This is a genomic window from Pacificibacter marinus (genome assembly GCF_018860665.1).
Taxonomy (GTDB): domain Bacteria; phylum Pseudomonadota; class Alphaproteobacteria; order Rhodobacterales; family Rhodobacteraceae; genus Celeribacter; species Celeribacter marinus_A.
The window spans coordinates 29,589-52,238 of the sequence record NZ_JAHKPK010000056.1; the positions used below are offsets into that span (position 1 = coordinate 29,589).

A 22,650-nucleotide genomic window follows, 5' to 3' on the forward strand; every position below is an offset into this window, starting at 1 on the left:
TTATTTAAATAATAACGAAGGCGTGTGTTGAATTTTAGATGGGCATTAAAAATTTTTTACGATATTTTGCATGGAAAAAAGACGGCCAGTCGTTGATTGAAACATCATTTGACTTTCGAATGCATTTTAAACATAAATGAAATTGAAGCATGGGTCGCTGCCCTATTACACGGGGTGGGATTCTGCAATTTTTGAGAGGAAATCAATATGCCCTTTACGATGACCAAACCAATGCGTTTTGGCGATTGCGACCTTACAGGCATCGCGTATCACCCTGCTTATTTATCCTATCTTGTCGATGTAAACGAGGCAATGTTCGCGTCATTTGGCGTGCTATGGAAAGAGCTTATGTTTGAGCGTCATCTGGGGTTGCCGAGTGTCAAAATGAACATCGAGTTCAAAAAACCTGCCGTTTATGGCGATGTGCTTGAATTCAATGTGCATGTGCGCAAAATCGGTAGATCTTCGCTTGATCTTTATACTGTTGTCATCGTGGATGGTGATGTGATCTGGACGATTGAGCAACTGATTGTGATGACCTCGACCAAGGATCACAAATCACACCCATGGCCCGATGATTGCCGTGCAGGACTTGAGAAATATTTGCACCCTGAGCTCGCAAAGTGATCTGAGGGGATATTTGGCGCGCCCAGTATGTTGGGCGCATCCGAATAGTTTTGGCTGTTAGTCGAACCAGCTGTCATTTATTTCAGGGCGCGGGATCGCATCAAGCAAGGCTTTGGTGATGTCTGATTTCGGGTGCTCAAAAACGGTTTGCACAGGCCCGCTGTCTACGATTTCACCGTGGTTCAAAACAATGACATCATCGCATAAATGACGGATCACCGATAGATCGTGGCTGATAAACGCTACGGTCAGCCCCATGTCTTTGGCCAGTGTTTTCAGCAATGACAGAACCTGTGCCTGACTTGACACATCCAGCCCCGATACAATTTCATCGGCCAAGATAAAGCGCGGCTCCAAAGCGATTGCGCGAGCGATGCCAACGCGTTGTCGTTGTCCACCTGACAATTCATGCGGATAGCGATCTGCAAAGGATTCAGGCAGCCCGACCTTTTCCAAGGCTTTCAATGCATCCGCGCGGGTGCCGCCGCGGCGATACCGTTTCATCGGTTGCGCGATGATACGCCAGACTTTGTGACGCGGGTTCAGCGATGACATCGGGTCTTGGAAAATCATTTGCAGATCGCGGCGCAGCGGACGCAGCGCATCTTCATCTAACGTGCCGATGTCTTTTCCGTCAAAGGTAACCTGGCCTGCGTCAGGCGCAAGAAGGCGTACCAATACACGGCCAAGAGTCGATTTTCCTGACCCGCTTTCCCCGACAATGCCTGTGATGCGCCCTTCGGGCAGATCAAGAGTGAGGCCTTTCAGGACTTCAATGCGTGGAGCTGTGCCAAACAGTGGCCTATGCGCGCGATCAGGGAACGACAGGTGCAGATCCTTGATTGAAAACAACGCTGGCTGTGGGGGTGTCATCACGTCAGTCATCGGTGCGCCCTTTTCGAAAATCTGTCGTCATCTGCCTGTATCTCGCGATGTAATTCGGCAATCAACGCGGGTGGAACAGGGCGGAACGGCTCGGTGCTGGCATTTGGGGTTGGGGTCGCGGCGATCAGCGCGCGGGTATAAGCATGTTCGGGGTTCTCAAAAATGCGATGCGTGGGCGCATCTTCGACAACCCGTCCGCCAAACAATACTGTGACTTTTTGACTGATTTTGGCGACAACGCCCATGTCATGCGTCACAAATAAAACGCCTGTGCCCGTTTCGCGTTGTAGTTCACGAATAAGGCGCAAGATTTCCTTTTGTACCGTGACATCCAGCGCTGTGGTCGGTTCATCGGCCACGATCAGGCGCGGAGAGGGTGCAAATGCGGCAGCTATCAAAATACGCTGGCGCATGCCGCCAGACAGTTCATGCGGGTAGCTGTTCAATACGCGGTCTGGATTTCGGATATGAACGCGGTCCAGCAATTCGCGGGTGCGGGCAAGCGCGCGGGCCTTGGTCCAGCCGTGGATGCGCGTCAGCGGATCAGTGATTTGCGGCCCGATTTTGCGCACCGGGTTAAGCGCGGTCAGCGGATCTTGGGGGATCAAAGCAGACGTCTGGGCAATCGTTTTGCGTCGTGTGGCGGGGGTCAGCGCATTCAAATGCGTGCCTTCCAGTAAAATCTCGCCTTGGCTGATTGAAATCCCAGTCGGTAGGATGCCCAATACAGCCTTGCCGATCATGGATTTGCCCGCACCACTTTCCCCGACAAGGGCGCGCACTTCGCCTGGATCTAATGACAAAGAGACATCGCGCAGTAGGCGGTGGCCATTGGGTAGGGTGACGTTAAGGTTAATGATATCAAGTGTTTTTGCGTGAAGATTGTTCATTTCAGCACCGGATCAAATTGTTTCTTTAGGCCTTCGCCAAGGGTCGAAAAGCTGAGAACGGTGAGGAATAGTGCGATCAGCGGGAACAGCAAAACCCACCATGCAAAGTGAATTGCGCCGCGGCCTTCGGAAATCATCGACCCCCAAGTGGGATCATCTGATGAAATAGACAGATTCACAAAGCTCAAGATCGCCTCGACGATCACAGCGATGCCCATTTCAAGCGCCAAAAGGGCAATGATTGACGGCAAGACATTTGGCAGTATTTCACTGAGCAGCGTCGCCATACGCCGTGCGCCGCCAATGCGCGCGCTGTCGACATAGTCCATCTGCGCCTGCACCATCGTTTCAGCGCGGATCACGCGGGCAAAGCGGGTCCAGTCAATCAGGGCAATCGCGAAAATAACCGATGTCAGCCCCGTGCCGATCACTGCCACCAAAAGAACGGCAAACAAAACGGGGGGGAAGGCCATCCAAATATCGACCAGCCGCGAGATAACGCGGTCCCACCAGCCGCCATAGTAGCCAGCGATCAGCCCAAGTGTAGATCCGAAAATCCCTGTGCTAAAGGCTGCAATGACGCTGACAAATAGGGCAATCCGAGCGCCATAGATCATACGCGACAGCACATCTCGGCCCAGACTGTCAGTGCCAAGCAGGTGTCCCGGCTCGGAGCCGTCGATGAAAAAGGGCGGTAAACGTTCCAACATCAAATCTTGGGCGAGCGGGTCATGCGGCGCGAAAATCGGAGCAAAAACAGCCGCGATTATCAGTGTGACAATCCATAACAGTGGAAGCCAAAGGCGCAAATTTCTGATCTTGAACCGCATGGGGCGGGGGGAATATGTTGCATCAACCATTACGCAGCCTCGGGTTTAGAAATGTGTAGGACAGATCAACCAGCAGGTTGATCACGGTAAACAAGGCGGCGAACAGTAAAACAATGCCTTGGATCAATGGCAGATCACGATTGATCACCGCATCAATGGCCATATTTCCGAGGCCTTCATAGGCAAACAGGCGCTCAACGATCACGGTACCTCCGATCAGGAATGTGAACTGGACGCCGACCAAGGCCAAAGTTGGCAAGGCGGCATTTTGCAAGGCTTCGCGCAGAATGACGGATGTTTCCGAGAAGCCGCGCACACGGGCCAGTGTGGTGTAATCTTGGTTCAAAACTTCTTTCAGGTTTTGTTTCAGCAACTGGGCAATCATTGCGGCCAAAGGCAACGCAAGGGACATTGCTGGCATGAGCATATGTGAGAACGTCGAGCTGACAACATCCCAGCGTCCACGCAACAGGCCCTCAAAAAAGTAAAAGTTAGTCGTGAAATCAATATCTAACCGTGGATCAACGCGCCCCGAAATCGACAGGACCGGCCAGAGAACGCCAAAGAGCAGCACAAAGATTAACCCCCACAAAAAGTCGGGAATAGACAGCACCGCGCCGCTGGTCAGGTCCAGCCCGACTTCGGTGCCTGTGCTACGCTTGCGTGCGCCAATCACCGCGACAAGGCCGCCGAGTGCCAAGGCAATCAACAGGGCCATCAGCGACAGCTCTAACGTGGCGGGCAAACGTCCCAAGACCAACTCATCAACGGGTTGGCGCAGGGTGATCGAGGTGCCAAAATCGCCTTGTATCACGCCGCCGATCCAGATCATAAATTGATGCGGCAGGCTTTTGTCAAACCCGTAGAGTGCAGTCAGCGCTGCGATATCTTCCTCGGTGGCGCCAGGGGGCAGCATCATCGAAATCGGATTGCCTGGGGCAACACGTACCAGCGTGAACACGACCACGGCGACACCAAATAGGGTGATCGCGGTCGTGAGCAGCCGCACAAACACGGTTTTCAAAAGCATAGTAATCTTTCTGAGTTTTGGCCTCGGACTGCAGGACGCTCAGTCCGAGGTTTTGCCTAATGAAATCAGGCTTTGGTGATCGCTTGTGGTAGCAAATCACCTGAGGTGTAGGGCGTCACCGCCAAGGAAGACGCGTAGACAACTGGCATCACATATTGCAAAATCGGAATGACATAGCCCTCTTCAGCGATGTAACGCGACACATCTTTAAAGCCTTGAATGCGGTTGTCTTCATCAGGCTCTACAAACAGCGGCCCGATCTTTTCAATCAAATCAGGGCTGTCCCATACCGCATGGGGTGAGGGGCCGAACATGGAAAAACCAGTCGATGTTGACGGGTCGCCGATCGAGTTGCCCCAGTTGTAAAATGCGGCAGGTGCCAATGTGTCCGTGGCGCGCAGCTCGTAGTGTTTCGCGATCTCGTAGACTTCGATCTCGGCCTCGATGCCCACCTTGCGCCACATGCCAACGATGGCTTGAATCATCTCATAATCTTTGGGTTTGAAACCACGAGTTGTTTGAATGGTAAAGGTCACAGGATTGTCCGTGGAATACCCCGATGCCGCAAGCAGTTCTTTCGCCTTTTCAACATCATAGTCAAAAGTAATGCTGTCGTCATAGGCTGCGTATCCGGGTGCTTCGAGTGTGGCCAATGGCACCCCATAGCCACGTAGCAAACGGTCGATGATCAACTGCTTGTCGATAGCGTGATGCGCTGCGAGGCGTACATTTTTGTCCAGCATGACGTCGATGTCATTGAGAAAAATCATACCTATATCAGTGACCGGAATGGCTTCGCCAGACAGGCCGTCTTTGGCAATCAAACGGTCATATTCTTCATAAGGCATGTTCGAAGTGACGTCGGAATTACCTGATTCAATTTCGGCCACACGAGAAGCCGCATCGGTGACGAATTTGACTGTTACTGTTTCAAATTCAGGTGCGCCTCCCCAGTAGTCGGCAAAGGCTTTCAGACGGACATAAGCGCCTTGCTCAAAGGCATCGACCATATAAGGGCCAGTGCCGATTGGGGCTTTTTCGAACCCTTCGGTGCCGACCTCTTCGTAGTATTTCTTGGGTAGGATAAAGGCTGTGAGAAAGGCCATCCATTTGAACAATGCGGGTTCAAAGCTCAGCACATCTGCTGTGATGACATTGCCATTTACGGTGAAGTTGCCGATTTTGGACCAGACGAATTGCATCGGGTTGCCCGTGTCAGGGTTGGCTGCGCGTTCCAGCGACCAGATGACATCTTCGGGGGTGAAGTCATCGCCATTGTGCCATTTGACGCCTTCGCGCACGGTCATTGTGAGCTTGGTTTTGTCATCGCTAAAGCCCCAGTCGGTCAACAGTCCGGCGTCGAATGTTAAGTCGGGGCGCTGTGCAATGTAGCGGTCATAAACGGCGAGATAAATGGATTGCAGTGCAGGATTTACAGCTGCAGGGCCTGTGGTTGGGTCCCAGCTTTGGACAGGGACGTTATAGGCGATTGTCAGGCTGTCGGTCCCTTGCGCAGCCAAGGGAATGCCACTTGCGAATAGGGCGGTCAGTGCGGCTGACGTTCCTATAAATCCACGGCGGGTAAGGTCTGATTTGGCAGTCATCTTGTATACTCCTGTTGAGAGGGTAAGGCTCGGTTTCCGAGTTCGTTTTATAGAGTCACTTTATGGGTGTTATTTCAAATATAAAGTAAAAACTGTGTGCGGAGTGATCGTCTTTTGCTATTTGATTGCTTGTGCAGCAAAAAAACCTGACGCGGCCCCCGTGCCCGCGCCGGGCCACGCCGCAGCGCCAATCAAATGCAGGCCTTTGATTGGTGTGTGCCCATCGGCAAAGCCGCGCAACGGACGGAATAAAAAGTTTTGGGTCAAGTGATGTGATCCGCAAATCTGATCGCCGCCCACAAGGTTGGGATTGCCTGCCTCTAAATCCTCAGGGGATACGACGTGCTGTGCAAGAATGGTGGCTCGGAACCCAGGGGCTTGTTCTTCGATCAAATCCAGTACGCGGTCCGCCATTGATTCTTTAGCATCATCCCAATTTTTATGGAGTATTTCACCTTTTGCATCACCTTTTATAACGGCAGGCACAACGCGAGCCTGCACCCATAGGGTGTGTTTTCCCTCGGGCGCGCGAGTGGGATCAAATAGGGTGGGTTGTCCCACGACAAGCAAAGGTGTTTCAGGCAGTAACCCTGCAACGGCTTGCGCATAGGTCTGGGACGCGGTGTCAATGGACCGCCCAATGTGGACATAGGCAAATTTCTTAAGCGGTTCTGCCAGCCACGGGACCGGGGCATCAAGGGCAAGATGCAACATCATTGTTCCCGGTGCATGGCGGAACTTTTCCATGCCTTTATCAAAACGCGTATCGGCGGTTGGGCCCGCCAGACGCGATAGATGTTTGGGCGCCAGTCCAGCAAGTATAATTGAAGTGTCAATTATTTTCCCATTCGCCTCAACGCCGGTAACTTTCCCGTTTGTGTGGCAAATACGTGTGACTTCGGTGTTGCATTCAATCTGCCCGCCGTGAGATTCGATCATCGAAACCAGCGCGCGCGTGGCACTATCTGCACCGCCTTTGCCGATAACCATTCCCATAGCTTGCCCCCCCATTGCCTCGAGGTAGGGAAAGATCGCACCGCCTGCGATATCGGGGGCGAAATCAAGGTGCATTCCCCATGTGGACAGGGCCGTGCGCAAGCGGGGATCTTCAAAGGTGTTGTCCAGCCAATCGCGCGGAGAGCTTATCAAAAACTGGGCAACTTCAATGGCTTTGGATGTGCCAAGAGAGCGCCAGGTTTTCCACAGAAACTTTGCCAATGGCCAACGTCGCATCGGAGTTCCCAACAATCCGCCAACCACGCCAGCGCGTTCGGGAAATTCAGCCATCAAATTGCGCCAAGTCTCTTTGTCGGCCTCGTTGGAAAAGCTGCTGAGAGTTTCTTCAAGGTCGGTTGTTACGCCGATATGGTCGCCCGGCTCTAGGGCTTGGGCGAACGGGTGGCTGATAGGGACCAACGCGAACCCGTGTCGTGCCATTTCTTCGCCGTGACGGGCCATGAATTGCGACCCCGCGAACATCGATAGGTTCATCGCGGCGACATCGTGGCGAAACCCTTTTTTCGTCAACTCTTCAGTGCGCACCGCGCCACCAGCGGTTGGGCCGCGTTCCAGCACCCGCACGGGTGTGCCGCGCGCGGCCAAATCCGCGGCCGCCACCAACCCGTTGATGCCTGCGCCAATGATTACAACAGGTTCGGTCATGGTTTACCTCGCAAAGCTTTTGACGGTTTCAAGCGCGCCGTCCAATGCATCGCCCTTGACATCATCAAGAGCCGCCACACGCAGGCGGCGCATCCAATCGGCGCCATCGCTGCGGCCTACGAGCATATCCAATGCGCCCATGACGCGGGCAAATTTGGAATGTCCGCGCACATGGGTGTCGGAATAGCCTTTAATCAGGCGGTAGTTTGTCAGGATTTCTATGGCCATTGCAGGATTGTCTTTTGCCACTGAAAGCGCCGTTTTGAACCACGTATCGACATGGTCCATTTCGCTTTTATGGCGCAGCAATTTGCGGCGGTAGGGGCGCAGGGATGATACGATCCACAGCATAAGAAAACCGCTTAGACTATCGGTGCGCACGCGGCGGCCTTTGTCAAAATGCTTGGTGTAGAAAGCCTCAAGCCCTTTACGTCTTTGCAGCCAGCGTCCGATGCTGGTGGGCAATGTGGTGGTGAACTCTTCGAAGCGCGGGTGAAAATATTCGGTGACCATCAAAAGTTGATCGTCTTTCACAACGACCTCGTTTTTGACCCGCTCCATACGCGAGGCACGGGTTTTGATATCGGCCACGCGCAGGATATCGTCGTAGCACAGAGCGCGCGCACAGTATTTGGCGGCACAAATGCTAAGATCAAAAGGCGTCACATCAAGAGTGGCGATTTGTTCGACCATATCCAGATAATCTGCGCCGTAGTCGATGTCTTGATAATCGACGACTTTTTGCAGACCCAAACCGACCATCTCATGGGTTTCTTGCGGCAGGTTGGCGATGCGGACCTCTAAAGCCGTCCATTTCGATTTCAGGTTTTTCGGCACATTTAGAACTGGCAGAATGACCGCAGGCGCATCTTCGGCAGTGGGCGCTGCTTTGTCGCCCTTGGCAATGTCATAGGCATCACCGAATGCGCGCAGGCTGGCTTCGACGCCGCGTCCTGACGCGCGAATGACATTTTCAAAGCTTTCGCGTGAAAAGGGCAGGGAGCCAGAGCCTGCAAGTGCGCCCAATAGGGACGATGAAATAACAGATCCCGCCGCTTTGGCGACCGTTTCCATATCAAACGCAACTACATGGTCGGCGGCGATGCCCATTGCTTCGATCACTTCCGCGCCGTCCACGCGGCCATCGCCTGCGTGGATTTTTTCTGACACAGCCGGGATGCGGTGGGTCGAGGCGATCAGCGTTGTTCGCCCCGGCGTGACAAAGCCGCGCATGATGGCGCGCCCGCCCTCCATCAATTCGGAGGCCATTAAAATATCGACATCGCCAATGGATGGAGACAGCGAAAACACAGGTGTGCGGCCTGTGTCGCGGCACATTTCGACGTAGTAAATCGTGGCCCCCGTGCGCTGCGCCACCCCCGCAACAGAGGTGGATTGTGCGCGGTATCCATTGGCTTCGGCAACGGCGACGATCCAGTTCGTCAATACGCCGCCGCCCTGGCCCCCTACCGCAAGAGCGGCAAGGGTTATGATTTTTTCTCCGTCAGGTCCGGGCGAACGGCGTGCGATGATAGGGGCTGCTTGCATGTTCATGATTTTGGTCCTTAGGCAAATGCAACGCGTTTGGCGTCGCGGCGGCTTTGTAGCCAAGAGATGATTTTTTGACTTCGTTTCGCGCGCCTTTGTTCAGATGCGCTTGGGTTTGAAACGATTTCCGCTTGGAAGAAAGATGGGCATAGCACGGCCGCGTCCGCCACTTCACCGCAGTTGCCGCAGCCCACACAGGTTTGGTCGATGGCGGCGACGGGATCATCACGCAAGGGATCGCCTGTGTCTTTGACGGAAAGCGATGGACAGCCCGACAGGCGCATACAGGCGTGGTCGCCGGTGCAAATGTCTTCGTCGACGCCGAAACGGGGGCGCACAACGCGTTTGCCGTCTTTGGCGGCTTTGGCCAACTCGGGTTTCACGCGGCGCTGTTTGTTCAGCATGCATTCCGAGGAGGCAACAATGACCTTTGGGCCGGTTTCTTCGGTCGTGAGCGCTTCTTTTAACGTATCGCGAACTTTGGTCACATCATAGGTGTGGTCGATGTGACGGATCCATTTCACTCCGATGCCCTTGCAAGCGTCAACGATGGAGTTTTGGGTTTGCTTGGTTTTATTATTGGCTCTTGAGGATAGGTTGTCTTGCCCACCTGTGGCGGCGGAATAGAAGTTATCGACGATCACGATCACATTGTCGGATTTATTGAACACTGCGTTCCCGACTGAGCTGGTCAAACCGTTGTGCCAAAACCCACCATCGCCAACAAAGGAAATAGATCTGCGCCCGCCTTTGGATTCATTGTGAAATGCGGCTGCCGATGCCGGCCCAAGGCCGTAGCCCATTGTTGTTGCACCCAGATTGAAGGGAGGCATGATGGAGAATAAATGGCACCCGATGTCAGAGGAAATGTGGTGTTCTCCCAATTCTTCTTCGACTAGTTTCGTTGCCGCAAAAATAGGGCGTTCAGGGCAGCCTGTGCAAAACCCTGGTGGGCGTGCGGGCAAGTTTTTTGACAGATCGGGGATGGCGACAGCTTCTTCGTTGCCAGCCGTTTTTGCGACAGGCAGCAAGCTTGGAGCGTGCTCGGACAAAAACGCGCCAATGCCATCAACCATAACCTGACCGGTATATTCACCGCCCATTGGCAGGTTGCCTTTGCCTTCCAGCTTGACGGATTTCCCTGCTTTATACAGCATATGAGCAATCTGCTGCTCTATGTAATTTGGCTGGCCTTCCTCAACAATCAGCACCGCGTCCTTGCCTTCGCAGAACTCTATTATTTGGCTATCAACCAGGGGATAGATGCAGTTTAGCACCAGCATATCCATATCTGTTTGGCCATAAATATCGGCCAAACCGAGACGGTTCAGCGCGCGAATAAGGGTGTTATAAGTGCCGCCTTGTACGATCAACCCGACCTTTGATGCAGGTTTGCCAAAGCGTTCGTTGATTTCTTTCTCTAAGATAAAGTTTTTCGCAGCGGGCAGGCGTTTGGTGAGCTTTTCTTCTTCATGCAGATAGGTCGCCGGCGGCAGAACAATACGGTTTAGGTCACGCGCAGGGTTTTCCAGCGCGTCGCTGACTGTCATGGCTGGTCGTTTATTGTCTGCGGCTGGGAATTGTCCGTGAACGTGGCAAGACCGGATGCCCATCTGCAACATGACAGGTGTGTTTGACACTTCAGACAATTCAAACCCGTCGCCAACAGCCTTTACAATTGCGGGCAAGTTCGGTCTCGGGTCCAGCATCCAGACCTGCGATTTCATGGCAAACGCATAGGTGCGCTCTTGCATGATGGAGGACCCCTCGCCGTAATCTTCGCCGACGATGATCAACGCGCCCCCCGTCACACCGCCAGAGGCAAGGTTGGACAGCGCATCCGAGGCAACATTGGTGCCCACGACAGATTTATATGTTACAGCGCCGCGAATGGGGTAATGTACCGAGGCGGCAAGCATTGCGGTGGCGGTGGCCTCGCTTGCAGAGGCTTCAAAATGCACACCTAGCTCGCCCAAAATTTCCTGCGCGTCGGACAGAACATCCATCAGATGGGAAATAGGCGAGCCTTGATATCCGCCAACATACCCGACACCATTTTCCAAGAGTGCCTTTGTGATGGCGAGAATGCCTTCACCGGCAAAAATATCGCCTTCGCCTTGTTTGAGTTTTTGAACTTCCTTAGCGAATGATCTTTCGGCCATTTGCGCTCTCCTTATTGGGTGGTTCTAGTGTTCCAGCACAGTTTTTGATTAAAAATCGTGGTGGCGAATGTCGTAAAAGATGCGCTGCAATAGTCGGTTAAACGTTGCGCGCTCGTCTGCGGATAAGGATGACAACATGGTGTCGCGCATGCCCAACATGGCAGGCCATGCAGTTTCATAGGCGGCGCGACCAGTGTCGCTGAGACTGATCAATCGCACCCTGCTGTCGCCATCGCGCGCTTCTCGTTTTATCAAACCTGCAGCTTCCATCGCGTCCAATGTACGTGACAGCGTGGGTTGTTTGATGACGGTGAGCACTGACAGCTCGGATATTGTGCAAGGGCTGTGATCGACAAGCACAACAAGCGCGCGCATTTGCGCGACGGACACGCCGACACCCTTGAGCGCTGCCTCGACACCTTTGTTGTAGCGCGCCATAATCCTGTTCATGAGGTAGGGCGTGAACTCTTCTAGGTCTTCGGTATGGTTGCTCATGCTCCCAACTCCTTGGCTGCAAGAAACCCTGATCCGCCAGACAGCCCTGGGCCGGGGTGTGTCGACGCGCCGATGTGATAGAGGTTTTTGATGCCCGTCTCGTGACGCACAGTGTCGCTAAATGGGCGCCACGCAAAGAATTGCTCGATTGAGCAGGCACCGCCATAAGGATCGCCTCCGACAAGGTTCATGTTATAGCCCTGTAAATCAGCGGGCGATATCGCGCGGCGGGTCACGATCTGGTCTGTGAACCCTTCGATGTGTTGCGCTAAAATCGCTTCAACGCGGTCTGCATAAGCCTCGCGAATGGCGTCAGACCATTGGCCGTCTGTGGGTGTTTCAATTTCGTAGCGCGCATCGCCTTTGATGTGGCGGGGCGCCTCGGGCATTTGTAGCCATAAGACGGTTTTGCCTTCTGGGGCGCGTGTCGGATCAGCGGCGCAGGGCTGACCGACACAGATGGTTGGTTGATCGGGTAGCATGCCGCGCTCGGCTTCATTGCCAGCTTTCGACACGCCGTCTAGTCCAGAGGTGAGGTGCAATAACTGCACGTCCTCAAGCCCTTCCGTTTTCCATCTTACAGGCCCGTCCAAGAGGTAATGAAGTTGGAAGTTTCCCTTACCATAACGATATTTACGCAGATCGTTTTGTTTTGTCGGGGTGGGGGCGAGTGTTTCATACAGTTGGTTTGGCGTGACCGATGCCAGCACTTTTCCAGCCTTAATCGTTTCACCGCTGGCAAGCTTTAGCCCCTCAGCTTTGTCGCCACGCACCATCACCTCAGACACCTCGGTTGAGGTGTGGATCGTTCCGCCGTTTTCTTCGATAATGGCGATCAGGCCACGTACCATATTTGCAGCGCCGCCTTTGACGATGGGCGCGCTTGCCGCCTCTAGTGCGAAACCGATGACTTGACCCATTTGTCCCGAAAATGCCGATTCTGGGGCAAGGCCAGCATGAAGACACCACGGAGCCCAAAGCGCCCGGGTCAGGTCGCTTTCAAAAGATGTTTCAAGCCAGCCGCGCATGGACTGCAATGCGCCGCCCATCGTTGTGGCAAGGCCGCGCGGTTTGCGTTTCCATGCCTCTTTGCCTAACAGTTTTACGGTTGATTTTGACCACGGGTCGCCACCCATAAGACCAAACAACAGTTCTGCATCTGCGCCAAATGCGTCTAAGTCCGCGGCGAGTTGTTGTCCGTCGCCTGCATTGACAGCATCAAATGCGGCAATATTTGCCGCGCGATCGGTTTTATAGGTCAGGGCGCGACCGTCCGGGAGCAGCACGCCTGTTGGGGTGCGCGTGGCGCAAAACTCGACGCCGTGGCGCGCCAGATCTGCGCCGAGCTCTGCATGAGCGCCGCCCGTGACCCAAAGAACAAATGTGGTGGCGAGGGGATCATAAGTGACCCCCTCGGCCAGTGTTTCAGAGCGCATGCACCCGCCTGCAACGGTCTCTCGTTCAAACAGCGCAACCTTTTTGCCTGATTTAGACAGCAGCGCACCTGCCGCTAAAGAATTGATCCCGCTGCCAATAATGGCAATGTCTATCCGTGCTGTCATGGTGCTACGCTCTTCGGTTTATGTTGTGGGAACAAGAGCGAGTGCGCGGATGGGCGAGCCTGTGCCGTTCACAATTTTAAGCGGTGCTGTGACAAGGATGGCTCCTTTGGCGGGCAGAGCACTTAGGTTGGTCAGTGAGGCAAGGCCATAGCGGTTGTGTTTGTGCAAAAGGTTGTGGGCAGGAAAGGGGATTTCAAATCCGCCTGCGGCACCTGCGTCGGTGCCGATGCACTGCGTGCCCCAGCCCAATGCTTTTTTCTCTTCCATCAAGTAAATAATGGCTTCGGCATTTGGTCCGGGGGTATGAGGGCCTGTTTCATCCGCATTCAGAAATTTGTCTGGGTCGGTGTTGTACTGATCCCAATCTGTACGCATTAGCACCCATTCGCCTTCTTTGATCTCGCCGTGCTCGGCTTCCCATGCTTTGATGTGCTCAGGTGTCAGCAAGAAATCGGGATCGGCTGCGGATTCTTTCGTGCAGTCAATAACATTGGCTGGGGCGACAAAATTTTGCGGCGCGATGGTGTCGACAGAGCCGTCAGGAAAATCTTTGCCCGTGATCCAGTGATGTGGCGCATCGTAATGCGTGCCGGAGTGTTCGCCCAGCTTTAGCCAATTCCAAGCCCAAAACGGACCGCGATCGCCGTATTTTGAAATTTCGTGGATTTCGATTTTTGGTGTGTCATCAGCCAATTCTGGGGGCAGCTTCAAAAGTGGCGTATCAGGGCCCAATGGGGCCGTGCAGTCGACGACTTTAATGGATCCGTCCAGAAGGCTGGAGGCAAGGCTGGCAAGTGTATCTTGTGTGGACATTGATGTGGCTCCCTGAAGTTTTTTTGTAGTTTCTGATCTGCTTTATATGCAAATACATATATCTGAATTCTTCAAGAGGAAAGTTTAATTCAGGTCGGATTAATTTTGTAAGATATAGTTTTAACAATGTATTTTTTCCAATACGATCAAAATATATGCATAATTTTCTGTTATTACTGGTGTTTTCGGCATCTTTTCATGCTGGCGTGCTGTGTGGGGTTAAGCCTGTAATGTGTTTGTTGTGATTCTCGCCCTCAATAAAGTGATTGAAGTCTAAAATAAATTCTGCCAACGTTAATATATGGCGGCGTGGGTCGCATTTAATTTAGGGAGGCATTTAAATGAGTGCTAAAGTTGTTCCTGTCGTAACGCGTTCAAGTGAATTGGACGATGGTACGTTGCAATCTGGCGAATGTGTGCGAAAATCAGGCGTTAGCCCGCAACACACACCGGCAACAAAAATCTGGTTTGGCCGTGTGAGTAACGAGCCCGGTCACCGTTCGCCACCGCATCATCACGAGGAATGCGAGACTGGCGGATATGTCCTGAAAGGGCATGGGCGCATTTATTTTGGCGATGATTACAAAGAATACACCGATCTGTATGAAGGTGATTTTGTTTTTGTTCCCCCGTATATGCCTCATGTCGAAGTGAACATGAGCACGACGGAAGAGCTGGTGTGGCTGACCTGTCGGACGCCTGACAATTTGGTGACAAACCTTCCCGATGTGCCTGACGAGGCCCTCGAAGGGTATCGCCGCGCTTAATCCAGACATCTCCCCCTTCGATGAAAACACGTCGAAGGGGCCTTAGAAAGGACGCTTCATGAAGCTTCTTCGCTATGGGCCTGTTGGCTCTGAACGCCCCGCTATTTTGGACGCTGACGGAGAGATCCGTGATCTGTCGGCTCATGTGAGTGATATTGACGGGGCAGCGCTTGCGCCTGCATCGCTTGAAAAACTCTCAAAGCTTGATCTATCCTCTTTGCCGCTTGTTTCTGGAGCGCCCCGAATTGGATCTGCGATTTCGCGGCCTGGAAAATTTCTGTGTGTAGGTCTGAATTACGCCGATCATGCGCGCGAAACAGGGAAAGAACCCCCCGTTGAACCCGTCTTGTTTTCAAAGGCCACAACCGCGCTGTGCGGGCCAAATGATAATGTTGAAATTCCACGTGGTTCCGACCGCACAGATTGGGAAATTGAACTGGGCATCGTGATTGGCAGTCGCGTCAAATATGTGGATGAGGCAGATGCGCTGTACTATGTGGCAGGCTATGCTTTGGTCAATGATGTGTCCGAGCGTCGCTTTCAATCAGAGCGCGGCGGCCAGTGGGTGAAGGGCAAAAGCCATGACACCTTTGGTCCTGTCGGTCCGTGGATGGTGACAAAAGATGAAGTAGCAGATGTGCAAAACATTGATCTGTGGCTTGATGTAGATGGAGAGCGTCGCCAGACGGGCAATACCAAAACCATGATTTTCGGGGTTGCGCATTTGGTACATTATATCTCGCAATTCATGACGCTTGAGGCTGGTGATATCATCGCGACGGGCACGCCTCCGGGGGTTGGTTTGGGGATGAAGCCGCCCACATTCTTAAGTGAAGGTCAGGTTGTCACACTTGGGGCAAGCGGGCTGGGCGAACAACGTCAGCTTATGGTGCGAGTATGAGTATCAACTTTGAAAAAATGAAATCAGCCCTAACCGATATGTCGGGCAAAACCGCAATCGTCACTGGCGGTGCGCGCGGTCAAGGCGCTGTGGAGGCAGAGCTTTTGGCCACGGCTGGTGCAGCGGTTTTGATCTGCGATGTGCTTGAAGATGATGGCGCTGCCCTTGCTGCGCGCTTGTCATTCGAGGGCCTGCGGGTGAAGTTTCTCAAGCTTGATGTCACCTCTGAAAGTGAGTGGAAAGCAGTAGTTAAGGATGCTCAGTCATGGACGGGTAGCCTTGATATTCTTGTGAATAACGCAGGCATCATTAACCGCAAAATTATCGGTGATATGTCGGTTGATGAATGGCGCAAGGTGATGGACGTCAATGCGACGGGCAGCTTTATCGGCATCAAGGTTTGTGCGCCAGCTATGGCTGCAACCGGTGGGGGAAGTATCGTAAATATTTCGTCCAACAGCGGGTTTTCTGGCCACTACGATCCTGCGTATACGTCATCCAAATGGGCGCTGCGTGGATTGACGCGGACCGCAGCCATGGAACTGGCTGATGATGGCATTCGCGTGAATGCGATTTGCCCGGGGTTGATTGTAACTGACTTAAACCGCGATTCCGCGCATCTTGGCCCGATGATTTCCATGACGCCTGCGCAACGCGCGGGCGAGGCCGAAGAAGTGGCGCAACTTGTGCTCTTCTTGGCGTCGGAAGGATCTGGATTCATCACAGGCGAAGACTTTGTGATTGACGGTGGATTCACCGCTGGCGCTGGTTATCGCCGCGTTGCAAAAGAAACCGGCATTTTGTAGGGCCAAAAATGCAGGGCGAAAAATAAGCGCGCGGCTTCTGGCTTCGCGCTTATTCCTTGTGGCGAATATCCAGCATAATCGAGATGGCGCGGGCTGCGTCAGGTTCGGATACGTCTTCAAACAATTCGTTGATCCAGATAAGATGTTCCGCCGCCATTTCATCCATTAAAGCCCGCCCCTCATCGGTGATGCGCACCAAAAAGGCGCGCCGGTCACTTTTAAGGTTCGTGCGCTCAGCAAGTCCTTCGCTGACAAGGCGATCCACGACGCCGGTAACATTGCCGTTTGACACAACTAGATGTTGGGACAGTTCACTCATTTTCATGCCTTCAGGCGTGACGTGCAGCGTGGCAAGCACGTCAAATCGCGGCAGTGTTGTGTCGTATCCCGAGCGCAACCGTTCGCGTAGCAAGCCTTCAACGTGGCGTGTGGCTTTTAACATTTGCAGCCAAAGTCGCAGACGCTGACGGGCAAGGTTTTCGGATGCGGTATCAGGTTTGGACGGGCTATCCATGAAATATCCCTAACTAAGTTGAAGGTAATAATTTGATTTATATATAAAACTTTTAGGATGTAGGTAAAGCCAGTTCTTGGCGTTTGGGCTGTTTTGGCCGTTAAAAAAAGCGTTTCACCTAAATGATGTGACCTAATTTCAGGTGTAAACGCCAAAGCTACATTTGTTACAAGCGCGTCTTGAGGTTGGCTACGCGAAAAGATTAATGCACCAATTGATTTGAGGCCAACATCGTCGACGCTTGATGCCAACATTAGTACAGTCCAAAAATAATCTAAAACATAAACGAGAGGGGCGTAAGGTTGTATTCAGGCGCCGTGTAGGATGTTTTTTGAGGCATCGATGGGAGGGGCCTGTCAGAGGAACTTGACGAGTGCCTGTTGATCCGCGCAATCTTGATTTATGAGCAAAACCGCACCTTTCAAATACTTCAAAACCAGTCCTGAAATCATCAAGCTGGCGGTGATGTATTACATTCGGTTTCCGCTGAGCTTGCGGCAGGTTGAAGATATTCTGCATGAACGCGGGATAGATATTACTCACGAGACTATTCGGTTTTGGTGGAACCGATTTGGTCCGCTGTTTGCGAAGGAAATTCGAAAGAATAAGGGAGACCGTCATTCAAACTGGCGCTGGCACATTGATGAGGTCTTTGTGAAAATCAATGGCGAGAGATTCTACCTATGGCGTGCCGTTGATCAAGAAGGAACGGTTCTTGAGAGTTTTGTTTCAAAACGTCGAGACCGCCGCGCGGCACTGAAAGTGTTACGAAAACTGCTTTCTAAACATGGTTCTCCGCATGAAATTATCACGGATAAACTTGGTTCCTACCGCGCAGCACTGCGCGAGTTAAACCTCTTAGATCGGCACGAAACAGGACAGTATGAAAACAACCAATCTGAAAATTCACACTTACATTTCCGACAGCGAGAACGGGCAATGTGTCGCTTTCGATCCGCGCGAAGTCTGCAGAAGTTCATCTCGATCAACGCAGCCATTTTTAACCACTTTAGTCACCAACGTCACTTCCTCAGTCGCCCCAATTTCAAGCTTTTGCGTGACCAGTCGCTCGCCGATTGGAGAAAGGTTTGTGCGGGATAGGATAATGGTCGTGGGGTCTATTACAGCGTGTTAGCATTCCTCTGACAATGCCGTCGGCGGCATTGAACGCCTGCTTCATGGCTCTGCCAAAGGTTGAACGTATACTCAGTGGGACTGTGCATTTTAGTATCACCCTTGTTGTTCGTTTAAGCCTCCTCCCGTTTAAAAGTGACGGTGTTTTTTGCTTAGGTGATGCCATGCTGGATTGCCTTTTTTCGTCTATGGTAAGCAACAACAGTTCAGCCAATGCGCTTTCAAGGTGAGCGGACAGTTTGTCGGCTCGCCTCGTTGGGGTAAGCACAATCCTGTCTTGAAAACAGCGGACCCCTCTGGCGACACTGGACCTATCATGTTTTGGTGCCGCCCTCGGTGTTCGTTTAAGCTACCTTGCGTTCTAAAGCGGCGGGGCTTTACCTGTTCAATTTTGAGTGGCGGTGTGGATCGTAAAAGCCGTGTGTGGGTGCTCCTTTTAATGCAAGAAGTTTTTCAGATTGCTCAGAACATGTGATCAGTGCGGTCGTGTGTCCGGCCTATATATGCAGCTTTCACACGCCACTGGCCTGTATGGTGTCCGTGGATTAGGTCCAAATCTGTAGATATGCCGTTACTCGCGAGACATTTCATAAGAAAGTTTGCTCTTGACGCGGGTTTGATTTCAGATGTACCTTATTTTAACGTTAAAATTAAGCTGGTGAAGGAAGTAAGTTGAAAAGACGTGTCACTCTTGCCGAGGTTGCCAAGTCTGCGGGCGTATCCCATCAGACGGTCTCAAATGTCTTGAATAACCGATCTGTGGTGCGCGAAGAAACGCGTAAGTTGGTTTCGCATCACCTCAAGCAATCAGGATATCGTCGCAATGCAACGGCTCGAAGCCTGAAGACCAATCAGTCGAATTTGATTGGTCTAGTTGTTCCAAGCATGACCAATTCCATGTACGCCGAGGTCGCCCAAGCCGTTGTGCGTGAAGCTGAGCGGCGGGGGTACACTGTGATGATGGCGGTGAGTAATCGTGACGCCGAAGTTGAGATGAGTGTAGTTCACACTATCATTGATCACAACGCAGCGGGTATTTTGATTTCTCCGTCCGACGTGGAAGGTAAGGCAAGCAAGTTGATCAAAGATCAAGGTGTTCCTTTTGCGGAGATGTTGAATCGAAGCGCTTTCGACATGTGCGACGTTTATGAGGCTGACAATCATAATGGTGCGCGCACCGCGACGAACCATTTGATAGAGTGTGGGCACACAAACATTGGGTTCATCGCGGGTGTGTTTAGTTCAACCGCACAAAGTCGATACGAGGGCTACATCGAGGCGCTAAAAACAGCTGGATTGCCAATGTCTTCCGAATTGATTGTGAGTGGTAACTATACGCGAGAGGGTGGGTTGTTGGCCTGTCAGCAGATACTGGACAGCGGGCGGCACCCGACTGCGATCTTTTGCGCAAGTGATATCATGGCCTATGGTGCGATGGATGAATTGGCCGCACGCGGATTGCGAATTCCGCAAGATGTTGCAATCATAGGATTTGATGACATGGAATTGTCCTCGTTGCCAGGTGTCAGTCTGTCCAGCATTTCGTTTCAACCGGCTGTCTTGGCGTGCAGAGCTATTGCGCAGTTGATTGATCGAATCGAACTGTCTGATCCCTTTGCTGACCGCGCATATGAACGCGTGCCTTGTTCACTTGTCGTTCGTGCAAGTACAGTTACAACACAGACGCACCGAGATGCATCATGAAGGTTGTTGACCCACATTTTCACCTCTGGGACCTAGATTTCCTTTCCTATCCTTGGTTGACGACTGGGCCCTCAATCGGGGTTTTTGGTGACAATACGCCCATCCGGAAAGCTCATACACTGGCAGACTATCTGGCGAGCGCTGGCTCTATCGAGGTCGTGAAAACAGTCCATGTTGAAGCAGCCGTGGAGGCCGGTAATGATGTCGCCGAAACTGTCTGGCTTGACGACATTGCTAGAAATGAAGGGCAACCGAACGGTATTGTCGGATTCTGCGATCTGTCCTCTGATGATGTCGAGGCAAAATTAGCCCTACAATGCCTGTCGGGTCGCATGCGTGGCATTCGCCAAATTCTGAATACCCATGACGACCCGCTTTTGAATTTTGCGTCGCAAGAGTATATGGAAAATCCGTCTTGGAACGCGGGGTTTGAACTGCTTGCCGAGCGGAACCTTTCGTTCGATTTACAGATTTACCCAAGACAGATGTCGACTGCCTCCGCACTCGCGAAGCGTAACCCACACACTGCAATCGTTTTGAATCATACAGGCATGCCAACGAGCTTTGATCAATGCGGGTTCAATGAATGGCAACAGGGTATGTCGAAGCTGGCAATATGTGAAAATGTGTCGGTTAAAATTTCTGGTTTGGGGATGATGTTTCACAATTGGACCGTTGAGGCGATCCGGCCATTTGTGCTTGAAACGATCAACTTGTTTGGTGTGGACAGATGTATGTTCGCAAGTAATTTTCCAGTCGATGGGATGTATTCGACGTTTGAGTTTCTTTGGTTGGCCTATGCGGACATCGTTTCAGATCAAAGTATGTCCATGAGTGATAAATTATTCCACCAAACCGCAGAAAAAATCTATCGAATATGATGCTGTGCTTTTTTGCGAGAAAATTTTAACGTTAAAATAAGGCGAACTAGGGAAATCTACGAATGAATAGCAAAAAAACAAAAACATGCCTTGTTACCGCAGCAGGCCAAGGCATTGGTCGAGCGATCGTGGATGGATTGCTTTCAGCTGGGCACAAGGTAATCGCCACAGATAGGGATGTGGCGTTGCTTGAGGGTTTAATCGGGGTGGAAAAGTGCGAAGTGCATGAACTTGATGTGACTGAGCCTGCCGCCATCGCCGCACTTAGCCACTACACTAATACTGTTGACGTGCTGTGCCACTGCGCTGGTTACGTCGATAGTGGCACCGTATTGGACATTACGGATGCGCAGTATGACTTTAACTTTCAGCTGAACGTCCAGTCTGCCGTGCGTTTGGCACAAGCTGTGCTGCCAGGGATGGTTTCCCGAAACGATGGAGCGTTGATCTTTATTTCGTCCGTGGCTAGCGCAATCAAAGGTGTCCCGAACCGCTCAATTTATGGCACCACCAAAGCCGCATTGCTTGGTCTCTCAAAATCGATTGCTGCGGACTTTGTGGCAGAGGGCATCAGGTCCAATTGCATCTGTCCTGGTACAGTAGAGACGCCATCTCTTTCCGAACGTATCGCCGAAAGTGGCTCCGATATTATGGCCCAGCGGAAAGAATTTATTGCACGCCAACCCATGGGGCGACTTGGTCGTGCAGAAGAAATTGCAGCATTGGCCGTTTTCTTGTCTGACCCAATGGCCGGTTTCATGACCGGGCAAGCGCTCGCAATCGACGGTGGTTGGACAATTTAATCACCAAAATTACTAAACATTCCGACAACCAATCTCTGGAGGAGAGAAAAAGTGAGTATTTCCTACATAAAGAAAATAATATCGGCTGGTACATTTGCCGCACTGGCGACATCTGCAAGCGCAGAAGACGTTACAATCGGTTATTCCGTATTCTGGGGAACAAACCCCTTTCTCGTTACGATGGTAAACGGTGCCGAAGCCGCTGCCGCAGAATGGGCCGACAAGGGCTATGATATTGATGTTGTCGTGACAAACGGTGGCGACGACGACAAATCCAGGCAGGTCAACGATCTTGAAGATTTGTTCGCTCAAGGGGTCGATGGACTCCTGATCTTCCCCGGAGACAGTGTTATGGTCGGTGAGCCGATCTCCAATTTGTACAATGCCTCAAATCTTCCGGTGGTCGTCACTGACATCGGCATTCGAAAAGGCGAAATTACGTCTCTGGTGATTACCGACAACTTGGCCGGTGGTATGCTGGCAGCAGAAGAAATGGCACGTATCGTCCCCGCTGGATCCAAGGTGATTACATTGGATTATGCCCCAACCAACGACAACGCCCAGTTGCGCCAGCAGGGGTTCGAGGAACGTGCAGCCGAGCTTGGCTTGATCGTTCTTGAAGAGGCCGCAATGCCGCCCGCAATGACGTTGGACAATGGCCGCAACGTCATGGAAGATTTGCTGGTGTCAGAGCCGGATATTGCGGGCGTGTTTTCGTTTAATCAGGTTGTTTTGCAGGGTGCGTATGCCGCGCTTGAGGGTGCTGATCGCGTCGGCGAAGTCAAACTTGTTGGGTTCGATCTAGACCCGGTATCTTGGCAGATGGTCCGTGACGGCAAGATCGACGCGCTGGTCGTTCAGGACCCATATGCAATGGGGTTCACGGGTCTCAATCAGGTGATGGCTGCGATTACGGGTGCTGAAACGCAAGAGTTTATCGGTCTTGATACCAAGCTGTTGGTCGCGGCAAACGCCGTTGATTTCGCGAATGATCCACAAGTGACAGGCGAATGAACGTCGCCGCCATCAAAA

Annotated in this window: 21 protein-coding genes; 9 read left to right on the top strand and 12 right to left on the bottom strand. The window is 52.3% G+C overall.

The window, feature by feature from the left end:
- Positions 1 to 207 precede the first annotated feature (207 nt).
- A complete protein-coding gene (locus KO497_RS15580; protein WP_215944886.1) occupies positions 208 to 627 on the top strand; it encodes an acyl-CoA thioesterase in 420 nt (139 codons plus the stop codon).
- Between the two features lie 57 nt (positions 628 to 684).
- Here KO497_RS15580 and KO497_RS15585 read toward each other — a convergent pair whose 3' ends face one another.
- From KO497_RS15585 to KO497_RS15635, 11 genes are all read right to left on the bottom strand, one after another.
- Positions 685 to 1,512 (bottom strand): ABC transporter ATP-binding protein, encoded by an 828-nt coding sequence (locus KO497_RS15585; RefSeq protein ID WP_215944887.1) that lies wholly within the window; start codon positions 1,510 to 1,512, stop codon positions 685 to 687.
- Positions 1,509 to 2,402 carry an ABC transporter ATP-binding protein gene (locus KO497_RS15590; protein WP_215944888.1) on the bottom strand — a complete coding sequence of 298 codons (894 nt, stop codon included), beginning with the start codon at positions 2,400 to 2,402 and terminating at the stop codon, positions 1,509 to 1,511. Before KO497_RS15590 ends, KO497_RS15585 begins: the two co-directional genes overlap by 4 nt.
- Positions 2,399 to 3,262, bottom strand: coding sequence for an ABC transporter permease (locus KO497_RS15595; protein ID WP_215944889.1), 864 nt, complete (start codon positions 3,260 to 3,262; stop codon positions 2,399 to 2,401). Before KO497_RS15595 ends, KO497_RS15590 begins: the two co-directional genes overlap by 4 nt.
- Complete coding sequence (locus tag KO497_RS15600) at positions 3,255 to 4,262, bottom strand: ABC transporter permease (RefSeq protein ID WP_215944890.1); 1,008 nt, start codon at positions 4,260 to 4,262, stop codon at positions 3,255 to 3,257. Before KO497_RS15600 ends, KO497_RS15595 begins: the two co-directional genes overlap by 8 nt.
- Positions 4,263 to 4,327: 65 nt before the next feature.
- On the bottom strand, positions 4,328 to 5,866 hold the full coding sequence (locus tag KO497_RS15605) for an ABC transporter substrate-binding protein (protein ID WP_215944891.1): 1,539 nt from the start codon (positions 5,864 to 5,866) through the stop codon (positions 4,328 to 4,330).
- A 117-nt stretch (positions 5,867 to 5,983) separates the two neighbouring features.
- Positions 5,984 to 7,528 (bottom strand): phytoene desaturase family protein, encoded by a 1,545-nt coding sequence (locus KO497_RS15610; protein WP_215944892.1) that lies wholly within the window; start codon positions 7,526 to 7,528, stop codon positions 5,984 to 5,986.
- Positions 7,529 to 7,531: 3 nt separating this feature from the next.
- The gene (locus tag KO497_RS15615) at positions 7,532 to 9,082 is read right to left on the bottom strand and encodes an indolepyruvate oxidoreductase subunit beta family protein (RefSeq protein ID WP_215944893.1); all 1,551 of its coding nucleotides are present in this window, start codon (positions 9,080 to 9,082) and stop codon (positions 7,532 to 7,534) included.
- Between the two features lie 11 nt (positions 9,083 to 9,093).
- The gene (locus KO497_RS15620) at positions 9,094 to 11,238 is read right to left on the bottom strand and encodes an indolepyruvate ferredoxin oxidoreductase subunit alpha (protein WP_215944894.1); all 2,145 of its coding nucleotides are present in this window, start codon (positions 11,236 to 11,238) and stop codon (positions 9,094 to 9,096) included.
- A gap of 48 nt (positions 11,239 to 11,286) precedes the next feature.
- Positions 11,287 to 11,733, bottom strand: coding sequence for a MarR family winged helix-turn-helix transcriptional regulator (locus KO497_RS15625; RefSeq protein WP_215944895.1), 447 nt, complete (start codon positions 11,731 to 11,733; stop codon positions 11,287 to 11,289).
- On the bottom strand, positions 11,730 to 13,295 hold the full coding sequence (locus tag KO497_RS15630) for a phytoene desaturase family protein (protein ID WP_215944896.1): 1,566 nt from the start codon (positions 13,293 to 13,295) through the stop codon (positions 11,730 to 11,732). Before KO497_RS15630 ends, KO497_RS15625 begins: the two co-directional genes overlap by 4 nt.
- An 18-nt stretch (positions 13,296 to 13,313) precedes the next feature.
- Positions 13,314 to 14,108 carry a cyclase family protein gene (locus KO497_RS15635; protein WP_215944897.1) on the bottom strand — a complete coding sequence of 265 codons (795 nt, stop codon included), beginning with the start codon at positions 14,106 to 14,108 and terminating at the stop codon, positions 13,314 to 13,316.
- A gap of 341 nt (positions 14,109 to 14,449) precedes the next feature.
- On the opposite strand from KO497_RS15635, the gene KO497_RS15640 reads away from it, so the two are divergent.
- Genes KO497_RS15640 through KO497_RS15650 form a run of 3 tightly spaced genes read left to right on the top strand, consistent with a single transcriptional unit; the run spans position 14,450 to position 16,582 of the window.
- Positions 14,450 to 14,875 (top strand): cupin domain-containing protein, encoded by a 426-nt coding sequence (locus KO497_RS15640; protein ID WP_215944898.1) that lies wholly within the window; start codon positions 14,450 to 14,452, stop codon positions 14,873 to 14,875.
- A gap of 58 nt (positions 14,876 to 14,933) precedes the next feature.
- Positions 14,934 to 15,776: a fumarylacetoacetate hydrolase family protein gene (locus tag KO497_RS15645; protein WP_215944899.1), complete on the top strand. Its 843-nt coding sequence runs from the start codon at positions 14,934 to 14,936 to the stop codon at positions 15,774 to 15,776.
- Positions 15,773 to 16,582, top strand: a complete 810-nt coding sequence (locus tag KO497_RS15650; protein ID WP_215944900.1) for an SDR family NAD(P)-dependent oxidoreductase — start codon at positions 15,773 to 15,775, stop codon at positions 16,580 to 16,582. The genes KO497_RS15645 and KO497_RS15650 overlap by 4 nt, the downstream gene beginning before the upstream one ends.
- Positions 16,583 to 16,631: 49 nt before the next feature.
- Here the strand turns inward: KO497_RS15650 and KO497_RS15655 are convergent, their stop codons facing one another.
- Complete coding sequence (locus KO497_RS15655) at positions 16,632 to 17,096, bottom strand: MarR family winged helix-turn-helix transcriptional regulator (protein ID WP_215944901.1); 465 nt, start codon at positions 17,094 to 17,096, stop codon at positions 16,632 to 16,634.
- 402 nt (positions 17,097 to 17,498) lie between these two features.
- Here KO497_RS15655 and KO497_RS15660 point away from each other — a divergent pair, with 402 nt between their 5' ends.
- The 5 genes from KO497_RS15660 to KO497_RS15680 all read left to right on the top strand — a co-directional run bounded on the left by KO497_RS15660 (position 17,499) and on the right by KO497_RS15680 (position 22,632).
- Positions 17,499 to 18,197, top strand: coding sequence for an IS6 family transposase (locus KO497_RS15660; RefSeq protein ID WP_215944902.1), 699 nt, complete (start codon positions 17,499 to 17,501; stop codon positions 18,195 to 18,197).
- A gap of 705 nt (positions 18,198 to 18,902) precedes the next feature.
- A complete protein-coding gene (locus KO497_RS15665; protein WP_215944903.1) occupies positions 18,903 to 19,934 on the top strand; it encodes a LacI family DNA-binding transcriptional regulator in 1,032 nt (343 codons plus the stop codon).
- Positions 19,931 to 20,815 carry an amidohydrolase family protein gene (locus tag KO497_RS15670; RefSeq protein ID WP_215944904.1) on the top strand — a complete coding sequence of 295 codons (885 nt, stop codon included), beginning with the start codon at positions 19,931 to 19,933 and terminating at the stop codon, positions 20,813 to 20,815. Before KO497_RS15665 ends, KO497_RS15670 begins: the two co-directional genes overlap by 4 nt.
- A gap of 62 nt (positions 20,816 to 20,877) precedes the next feature.
- The gene (locus KO497_RS15675) at positions 20,878 to 21,618 is read left to right on the top strand and encodes an SDR family oxidoreductase (RefSeq protein WP_215944905.1); all 741 of its coding nucleotides are present in this window, start codon (positions 20,878 to 20,880) and stop codon (positions 21,616 to 21,618) included.
- Positions 21,619 to 21,669: 51 nt separating this feature from the next.
- Positions 21,670 to 22,632: a substrate-binding domain-containing protein gene (locus tag KO497_RS15680; protein WP_215944906.1), complete on the top strand. Its 963-nt coding sequence runs from the start codon at positions 21,670 to 21,672 to the stop codon at positions 22,630 to 22,632.
- Positions 22,633 to 22,650 lie beyond the last annotated feature (18 nt).

Bases quoted from the DNA above. Each gene is read 5' to 3' on its own strand.
- KO497_RS15620 (WP_215944894.1), bottom strand. From the start codon at position 11,238: ATGGCCGAAAGATCATTCGCTAAGGAAGTTCAAAAACTCAAACAAGGC.
- KO497_RS15660 (WP_215944902.1), top strand. From the start codon at position 17,499: ATGAGCAAAACCGCACCTTTCAAATACTTCAAAACCAGTCCTGAAATC.
- KO497_RS15610 (WP_215944892.1), bottom strand. From the start codon at position 7,528: ATGACCGAACCTGTTGTAATCATTGGCGCAGGCATCAACGGGTTGGTG.
- KO497_RS15645 (WP_215944899.1), top strand. From the start codon at position 14,934: ATGAAGCTTCTTCGCTATGGGCCTGTTGGCTCTGAACGCCCCGCTATT.
- KO497_RS15585 (WP_215944887.1), bottom strand. From the start codon at position 1,512: ATGACTGACGTGATGACACCCCCACAGCCAGCGTTGTTTTCAATCAAG.
- KO497_RS15675 (WP_215944905.1), top strand. From the start codon at position 20,878: ATGAATAGCAAAAAAACAAAAACATGCCTTGTTACCGCAGCAGGCCAA.
- KO497_RS15580 (WP_215944886.1), top strand. From the start codon at position 208: ATGCCCTTTACGATGACCAAACCAATGCGTTTTGGCGATTGCGACCTT.
- KO497_RS15650 (WP_215944900.1), top strand. From the start codon at position 15,773: ATGAGTATCAACTTTGAAAAAATGAAATCAGCCCTAACCGATATGTCG.
- KO497_RS15640 (WP_215944898.1), top strand. From the start codon at position 14,450: ATGAGTGCTAAAGTTGTTCCTGTCGTAACGCGTTCAAGTGAATTGGAC.
- KO497_RS15615 (WP_215944893.1), bottom strand. From the start codon at position 9,082: ATGAACATGCAAGCAGCCCCTATCATCGCACGCCGTTCGCCCGGACCT.
- KO497_RS15635 (WP_215944897.1), bottom strand. From the start codon at position 14,108: ATGTCCACACAAGATACACTTGCCAGCCTTGCCTCCAGCCTTCTGGAC.
- KO497_RS15590 (WP_215944888.1), bottom strand. From the start codon at position 2,402: ATGAACAATCTTCACGCAAAAACACTTGATATCATTAACCTTAACGTC.
- KO497_RS15655 (WP_215944901.1), bottom strand. From the start codon at position 17,096: ATGGATAGCCCGTCCAAACCTGATACCGCATCCGAAAACCTTGCCCGT.
- KO497_RS15630 (WP_215944896.1), bottom strand. From the start codon at position 13,295: ATGACAGCACGGATAGACATTGCCATTATTGGCAGCGGGATCAATTCT.
- KO497_RS15600 (WP_215944890.1), bottom strand. From the start codon at position 4,262: ATGCTTTTGAAAACCGTGTTTGTGCGGCTGCTCACGACCGCGATCACC.
- KO497_RS15595 (WP_215944889.1), bottom strand. From the start codon at position 3,262: ATGGTTGATGCAACATATTCCCCCCGCCCCATGCGGTTCAAGATCAGA.
- KO497_RS15605 (WP_215944891.1), bottom strand. From the start codon at position 5,866: ATGACTGCCAAATCAGACCTTACCCGCCGTGGATTTATAGGAACGTCA.
- KO497_RS15670 (WP_215944904.1), top strand. From the start codon at position 19,931: ATGAAGGTTGTTGACCCACATTTTCACCTCTGGGACCTAGATTTCCTT.
- KO497_RS15625 (WP_215944895.1), bottom strand. From the start codon at position 11,733: ATGAGCAACCATACCGAAGACCTAGAAGAGTTCACGCCCTACCTCATG.